Source organism: Providencia vermicola, assembly GCF_020381325.1.
GTDB lineage: Bacteria > Pseudomonadota > Gammaproteobacteria > Enterobacterales > Enterobacteriaceae > Providencia > Providencia vermicola.
The window spans coordinates 134841-142659 of the sequence record NZ_JAGSPI010000012.1; the positions used below are offsets into that span (position 1 = coordinate 134841).

Sequence of the window (7819 nt, forward strand, 5' to 3'; positions counted from 1 at the left end):
ATCGGGTCGTTACATTGGAGTCAGAGCCATCTCTGACTCCAATTTTATGAGGTAAGGTATGAGCAAAAAAATCATTCTTGATTGTGACCCTGGCCATGATGATGCTATCGCATTATTACTGGCTTACGGTAACCCTGATATCGATTTATTGGCTGTAACAACCGTTGCAGGTAACCAAACCCTTGAAAAAGTTACTCGTAATGCACTGGCGATCGCTGAAATGGCGAAGATCACGGGTATTCCATTTGCTGCGGGTTCGATTCGCCCATTAGTTCGTGGCATTGAGGTTGCACCTGATATTCACGGCGATTCAGGGCTTGATGGGCCTGTTCTACCCACGCCAACTTTACAGCTTGATGAAAGGCATGCTGTTTCATTGATTATCGATACCATCATGTCTCACCCACCGAAAACCGTCACATTAGTCCCGACAGGCGCACTGACAAACATTGCCCTTGCTGCTCGTCTGGAGCCACGTATTGTTGAGCGGGTGAAAGAGGTGGTTTTGATGGGTGGTGGCTACCATGTCGGTAATTGGAGTGCGGTGGCGGAGTTCAATATCAAAATTGACCCTGAAGCGGCACATATTGTCTTTAATGAAAAATGGCCATTAACGATGGTTGGGCTAGACTTGACCCATCAAGCATTGGCAACGCCTGAAGTCGTAAACGAAATTGCTGCGATTGGTACCGATTGTTCGCAATTTGTCGTTGAACTACTGGATTTTTTCGGCAAGATGTACAAGCAAGCTCAAAACTTTGATGCCCCACCTGTTCATGACCCTTGTGCAGTCGCTTATGTGATTGACCCTTCAGTGATGACCACGCAAAAAGTCCCTGTGGATATCGAACTGACAGGTTCGCTAACACTTGGCATGACCGTTGCTGATTTCCGTCATCCTGCTCCAGCGGATTGCCATACGCAGGTTGCCGTCAAACTTGATCATCAAAAGTTTTGGCAATTAATTGTGAATTCTTTAAAAAATATTGGATAATCAATGAGTAATGAATTAGAACAATTGCCTTACGAGGCGTTGATTGAACGTAGTATGAACAGCCTACAAGCGAAAAACCAATTTCATTGTGAGACATGGAAGCTGGATGAGGCTGATTGGTCGGTTGATCAAGACGAAGGTACCATTATCTTTCATGCCCCTGATAACATTGTCGCGACGGCGCCTGTTCAGATTGTTGGTACTTATGATCAAAGCCAAGGTAGCTGGATGTGGAGTTGGGCGAATACGTCAATTGATAGTACGTTAGCGCAAGATGCGATCACAGTAAAAGCTTATGGTGAGCGTAAAGACAATGCATTACTGACGGCTCGTGTTAGCCAAATAGAAGAATATGATGCCTGGCAATTAACAGCACTGGCTTGTGAACTGAACCAGCAGCAAGGTGTTTACCGTGGTATTGCAGGGCATACTTTGATTTTTATGACATTTGGTGACGTTTCCCTTCGTCAAAACTAAATTTGCTACCTTACTGGCTTCTAATGGGGCATTTTCGCATCTATGTCATTTTATCTTATTGTTTATAATTAGTTTTTAAACAGGATCCGCTTTATGTTAACGATTGCACTCGATGCAGCCCATCGAGTTAAAAATCTCGCCCTTGATGCGTTTCAAAGTGCAGGGAAATTCGATTACAAGCCAGATCGCTCGGTGGTAACCGAAACAGATTTACGTGTCGAAGAACAAATTCGTGAATTATTTGCCAAGCGTACACCCAGTGTACCTGTTTTAGGTGAGGAGTTTGGTTTTACGGGGGAGCAAAAATTTACCTCTGGCTGGGTAATTGACCCAATTGATGGAACGCGTGCATTTATCTATGGTGTGCCATTGTTCAGCACTTTGATTGCTTATGTGGAAAATGGTGAGCCATTACTTAGCGTAATTAGCTTCCCTGCAATTTCGATGATGGTGTATGCCTCTCAAGGCGAAGGGTGCTGGATAGATATCAGCGGGCAGCCGTTACGGCAGCTAACATTAGGGCAAGATTCGCCAAGATTACTTTCAAACGCGGTGATTAGTGCATCGGGCATTCATAGCAGTAACTACAACCGGCGTGAAGGCACACAGGCATATAACCTTGATGCCGTGGTGGGGCAAGCCCGTGATTTTATTTTTGCTAACGATGCATATCAACACGCAATGGTTGCAGCAGGGCGCATTCATGGCGCGATTGATACCATTATGAAGCCATGGGACAGTGCGGCACTGATCCCTTGTATTCGTGAAGCGGGCGGTGACGTTTGTGCACTTAATGGCGAACGTGAGCAAGCCATGTTTGCGGGGAGTTTATTATCTGCCGCAAGCCCTGAGCTTGCAGACCAAATTATTGAATTACTCAATAGCTAATCATCAATGGCGAGGTTGCTTTACCTCGCTATATCATCACCCACAATACTAATCCTTCTATTTTTCCTTCACCATTTAATTGATATTAAGTGATTTTACTTATTCAATTTATTTGAATTAAACAAGCTATTTTATTAGCTTTAACTCAAATAACTTTTGGGGCTATGATACATCCATCGAAGGCAACACGGGTTGCCTCCCCAAATAAACACCGAAGGAATTATATTATGAACATGTTTAAAACTCTGATGGCAGCTTCTGTATTATCTATGATGGCATTTGGCGCTTCAGCAGCAACATTAACTGCAACAGGCGATACGCTGGACTCAGCAGAAGCGATTATTGCCGCTAAAGCAAAAGCAGCAGGTGCAGATAGCTACACAATTACCAGTGCTCGTATGGGTAATGTTGTCACAATGAGTGCAGAAACTAAATAATTTGGTAGTCTAAAAAACTTATTGAAATATTTTATCCAAAATGGCGCTTAGCTAATTTTTAAATGTAAGCGCCATCAAGAAAATTATTATCTTCTATACTAAATAAGAGTACTTCCCCTGTTCTAAGGAGTTGTTGCCATGAGTTTCAAATATAACCGTTTAGATAAAAACAATGCTGCAGTATTACTTGTTGACCACCAAACAGGTTTGTTATCACTGGTTCGAGACCAAGACCCAGACAAGTTTAAGAACAGTGTTTTAGCATTAGCTGATCTCGCCAAATATTTTAACTTACCAACGATTCTTACGACCTCTTTTGAAAATGGCCCTAATGGTCCATTAGTCCCTGAATTAAAAGAAATGTTTCCAGATGCACCATATGTTGCACGCCCAGGACAAATCAATGCGTGGGATAACGAAGAGTTTGTTAAAGCCGTGAAAGCAACAGGTAAAAAGCAGTTAATTATTGCAGGTGTGGTAACAGAGGTCTGTGTGGCATTCCCTGCGCTATCTGCTTTAGAAGAGGATTATGAAGTATTCGTAATAACGGATGCATCGGGAACGTTCAACCCAATTACACGTGATGCCGCTTGGGATAGAATGTCCAAAGCAGGTGCTCAGCTGATGAGTTGGTTTGGTGCAGCATGTGAATTACACCGTGACTGGCGTAATGACGTGGAAGGTTTAGGAACGCTATTCTCAAACCATATCCCAGATTATCGTAATCTGATGACCAGCTATGCATTGCTTTCAGGGAAAAAATAGCCTTTATTTTAACCTGATGATAAATTTATCAGCCCTCAGTGCCAAAACGGTATTGAGGGTTTTTTGCTCATCAAAAACGATAGTTAGCCGTCACACAAAGTGGCCGCTATGGTATACTCGCTCATTATTTTTTCTTAGCTCTTTATTTTTGAGCTATTCCATTGATTTTATAAAGCAAGTAAATAATGCATCAAAATACACCAAAACAAGGTTATCAAAATTTAAACCGCTTTTCCGTTGCGCCTATGCTCGATTGGACTGATCGTCATTGTCGCTATTTCCATCGTTTGTTAAGCAAAAACACCTTGCTGTACACTGAAATGGTGACAACCGGGGCTATCATTTATGGAAAGGGAAATTACCTTGCGTTTAGTGAAGAAGAGCACCCTGTTTCGCTGCAACTGGGTGGTAGCGACCCTGCGGCATTAGCCCAATGTGCTAAATTGGCGGAAGAACGCGGTTACGATGAAATTAACTTAAACGTGGGTTGCCCATCTGACCGTGTGCAAAATGGCCGTTTTGGTGCGTGCTTGATGGGGGATGCGCAGTTGGTGGCGGATTGCATAAAAGCGATGCAAGACGTGGTATCCATTCCTGTTACGGTTAAAACTCGCATTGGTATTGATGAGCAAGATAGCTACGAATTTTTGTGTGATTTTATCGAAACAGTCTCTACCAAGGGCGGCTGTGAAATGTTTATTATCCATGCGCGTAAAGCATGGTTATCTGGACTAAGCCCGAAAGAAAATCGTGAAATCCCCCCCTTAGATTACCCACGTGTTTATCAATTAAAGCGCGATTTCCCGCATTTAACGATGGCGATTAACGGCGGTATTAAAACGTTAGAAGAAGCAAAAGAGCACCTTCAACATCTCGATGGCGTGATGGTGGGCCGTGAAGCCTATCAAAACCCGACTATTTTAACGGCGGTTGATAACCAATTGTTTGGCGAGCACTTTCCTGTGACGAATGGTGTTGATGCTGTGCGGGCGATGTACCCGTATATTGAAAGTGAATTGTCTAAAGGTGCTTATTTAGGCCATATGACGCGCCATATGTTAGGAATTTTCCAAGGCATTCCTGGTGCTCGCCAATGGCGTCGCCATTTGAGTGAAAATGCCCATAAAAAAGGTGCTGACTTAGCGGTCGTTGAGCAAGCTTTAGAGTTCGTGACTCGCGGTGAATAGCATGTTGATTATAAAGAAAAAGCGCCCAAATAGGCGCTTTTTCTGATCGGTGAGATAACCGTTACGGGATCAACAAGCTTGATCCTTGGGTTTTTCTGGATTCAATCGTTGCGTGGGCTTTTTGCGCATCTTTTAGGGCAAAAATTTGTGATTGCGGCACATCCACATTCACATTGCCACTTAAAATCATATCAAACAACGCATGGCTGGCTTGGTCTAACTCAGCACGGTTAGTCACATACACCCCCAAAGATGGGCGAGTGACGTATAAACCGCCTTTTTGGTTGAGAATGCCCAAATTTACACCCGTGACAGGGCCTGATGCATTACCAAAACTCACCATCAACCCGCGGCGTTTCAGTGAATCTAAAGAAGCAAGCCATGTGGATTGCCCCACAGAGTCATAAGCCACACTGACTTTTTCGCCTTGAGTAATCGCTTTAACGCGTGCAGCGATGTCTTCAGTTTGGTAGTTAATCACCTCCCATGCACCCGCGTCTTTTGCGCGCAGTGCTTTATCCGCAGAGCCCACGGTACCAATCATTTTGGCACCCAGTGCTTTTGCCCATTGGCAGGCAATTAGGCCTACGCCACCTGCGGCAGCATGGAATAAAAACACTTCATCACGCTTAAGTTGATACGTTTGATGGAATAAATAATACACCGTCATTCCTTTGAGTGAACTCGCTGCGGCTTGTTCAAAGGTAATACCATCAGGTAAGTGAGCAACAGCGTGTTCAGGTACATTGTGTACTTCGCTGTAGGCACCCAGCGGGCCTTGGGCATACACCACGCGGTCTCCGGGTTTGAAACCTGTGACGTGAGCACCTGTTTTAACGACGACACCAGCGGCTTCAGTTCCGAGACCACTTGGCAGTTTAGCAACAGGGTAAAGGCCACTGCGAACGTAGGTGTCGATAAAATTAATGCCGATTGCGCGGTTTTCGATTTGAATTTCGTTATCAGCAGGTGCGGTTGGGGAATAATCTACAAAATTTAGAACGTCAGCGCCGCCATGTTGCGCGAACTCGATACGTTTTGCCATGACAATCTCCAGTAAGAACTATTTAGTTTTGTTTACAATATCAATCGTTTTACTATAACGCCATGTTTCAATCAGAAGAATTATTGGTTTGTGCTTTTTGTTGAAAACGTTAGCAGGCAATTCTCTTGCCTGAGGGCGTAAAGAAAGCCACAACAAAAATCAGATTGGCGTATACTAGAAGCTGTTCGTTAATTATAGACTTGGATGCAAATGTATGGCTAAAAAACCCTCATCGAATTTTAAAACAGATGCCCCTCGGGATCACCAAATGGAAGGTTTGAAACTTCCACCGCACTCTCTTGAGGCTGAGCAATCTGTTTTAGGCGGTTTGATGTTGGATAACGAACGTTGGGATACCGTCTCTGAGCGGGTCACACACGCTGACTTTTTTAGCCGCCCTCACCGCACGATTTTCTCGCAGATGCAATTATTGCTAGAGCGGGGCAAGCCTATCGACTTAATTACCCTGTCTGAATCCTTAGAGCAAGAAGGTGAGCTTGATAGCGTAGGGGGCTTTGCCTACTTAGCTGAATTATCCAAAAATACGCCAAGTGCGGCAAACATTAATGCTTATGCAGACATCGTGCGTGAACGTGCGGTTGTGCGCGATATGATTTCTGTTGCCAATGAAATTGCTGACGCAGGTTACGATCCACAAGGGCGTAGCAGTGAAGATTTGTTGGATTTAGCGGAAAGCAAAGTTTTCCAAATCGCAGAATCCCGAGCGAACAAAGATGAAGGGCCAAAAGGTATTGAAGCTATTTTGTCCGAAACCGTCGAAAAAATTGAGCAGCTTTACCAGCAACCTCATGATGGGGTAACGGGGGTTTCTACAGGTTATCAAGACCTTGATAAGAAAACTGCGGGGTTACAAGGTTCAGATTTAATTATCGTGGCAGCACGTCCATCGATGGGTAAAACCACCTTTGCGATGAACTTGTGTGAAAATGCGGCGATGACAGAAGAAAAACCGGTGCTTATTTTCAGCTTGGAGATGCCAGGTAACCAGATCATGATGCGTATGCTCGCGTCACTTTCTCGCGTTGACCAAACGCGTATTCGTACCGGACAATTAGACGATGAGGATTGGGCGCGCATTTCCAGCACGATGGGGATTTTGATGGAAAAGCGCAACATGTACATTGACGACTCGTCTGGCTTGACACCGACAGAGGTGCGTTCCCGTGCGAGGCGTATTTACCGTGAACATGGTGGTTTAAGCCTGATCATGATTGACTACCTTCAGTTAATGCGTGTTCCTTCGCTTTCTGATAACCGTACCCTTGAAATTGCCGAGATTTCTCGCTCACTCAAAGCCTTAGCGAAAGAGCTTAATGTGCCTGTGGTGGCGTTATCACAGTTGAACCGTAGCCTTGAGCAACGTGCGGATAAACGCCCCGTTAACTCGGACTTACGTGAGTCGGGGTCTATCGAGCAAGATGCGGACTTAATCATGTTCATCTACCGCGACGAGGTTTATCACGATAATAGCGAGCTCAAAGGGGTTGCTGAAATCATTTTAGGTAAGCAACGTAACGGGCCAATTGGTACTGTGCGGTTGACGTTTAATGGGCAGTGGTCGCGCTTTGATAATTATGCGGGGCCTGCGTATAACGACGAAGACTAAATACTCGTCATAAATACTCGTCATATTTTGCGCTGTCGCGGTGTTGGCTGCACTCAGCTACGCGAGTCACATACTCGTGTATGCTCCCCGCGATATCTTCGTTTGCCGCCTAGCGACAACCCAAACTATTTAGAGTATTGGCTAGAGTATTAAAATTAAATGGTTCATAAAATAATATCGAATGGAAATATTCGTCATATTTTGCGCTGTCGCGGTGTTGGCTACACTCAGCTACGCGAGTCACATACTTGTGTATGCTCCCCGCGATATCTTCGTTTGCCGCCTAGCGACAACCCAAACTATTTAGAGTATTGGCTAGAGTATTAAAATTAAATGGTTCATAAAATAATATCGAATGGAAATATTCGTCATATTTTGCGCTGTCGCGGTGTTGGCTGC

8 protein-coding genes are annotated in these 7819 nt (G+C 44.5%); 7 read left to right on the top strand and 1 reads right to left on the bottom strand.

The window, feature by feature from the left end:
- Positions 1-58 precede the first annotated feature (58 nt).
- The 6 genes from uriH (at position 59) to dusA (ending at position 4748) form a co-directional block, all read left to right on the top strand.
- Positions 59-994, top strand: coding sequence for a uridine-preferring nucleoside hydrolase UriH (uriH, locus tag KDJ85_RS17360; protein ID WP_225820720.1), 936 nt, complete (start codon positions 59-61; stop codon positions 992-994).
- 3 nt (positions 995-997) lie between these two features.
- Positions 998-1471: a DUF6882 domain-containing protein gene (locus KDJ85_RS17365; protein WP_225820721.1), complete on the top strand. Its 474-nt coding sequence runs from the start codon at positions 998-1000 to the stop codon at positions 1469-1471.
- Positions 1472-1564: 93 nt separating this feature from the next.
- Entirely contained in the window at positions 1565-2359 is a 795-nt protein-coding gene (locus KDJ85_RS17370; RefSeq protein WP_225820722.1) for an inositol monophosphatase family protein, read from the top strand.
- Between the two features lie 227 nt (positions 2360-2586).
- A complete protein-coding gene (locus KDJ85_RS17375; protein WP_225820723.1) occupies positions 2587-2796 on the top strand; it encodes a YdgH/BhsA/McbA-like domain containing protein in 210 nt (69 codons plus the stop codon).
- Between the two features lie 138 nt (positions 2797-2934).
- Positions 2935-3561 (top strand): isochorismate family cysteine hydrolase YcaC, encoded by a 627-nt coding sequence (gene ycaC / locus KDJ85_RS17380; protein WP_225820724.1) that lies wholly within the window; start codon positions 2935-2937, stop codon positions 3559-3561.
- Between the two features lie 185 nt (positions 3562-3746).
- Entirely contained in the window at positions 3747-4748 is a 1002-nt protein-coding gene (dusA, locus tag KDJ85_RS17385; protein ID WP_225820725.1) for a tRNA dihydrouridine(20/20a) synthase DusA, read from the top strand.
- A 61-nt stretch (positions 4749-4809) separates the two neighbouring features.
- Here dusA and KDJ85_RS17390 read toward each other — a convergent pair whose 3' ends face one another.
- On the bottom strand, positions 4810-5793 hold the full coding sequence (locus tag KDJ85_RS17390; protein ID WP_225820726.1) for a quinone oxidoreductase: 984 nt from the start codon (positions 5791-5793) through the stop codon (positions 4810-4812).
- A gap of 214 nt (positions 5794-6007) precedes the next feature.
- On the opposite strand from KDJ85_RS17390, the gene dnaB reads away from it, so the two are divergent.
- Entirely contained in the window at positions 6008-7420 is a 1413-nt protein-coding gene (dnaB, locus tag KDJ85_RS17395) for a replicative DNA helicase (protein ID WP_206086317.1), read from the top strand.
- Positions 7421-7819: the final 399 nt, after the last annotated feature.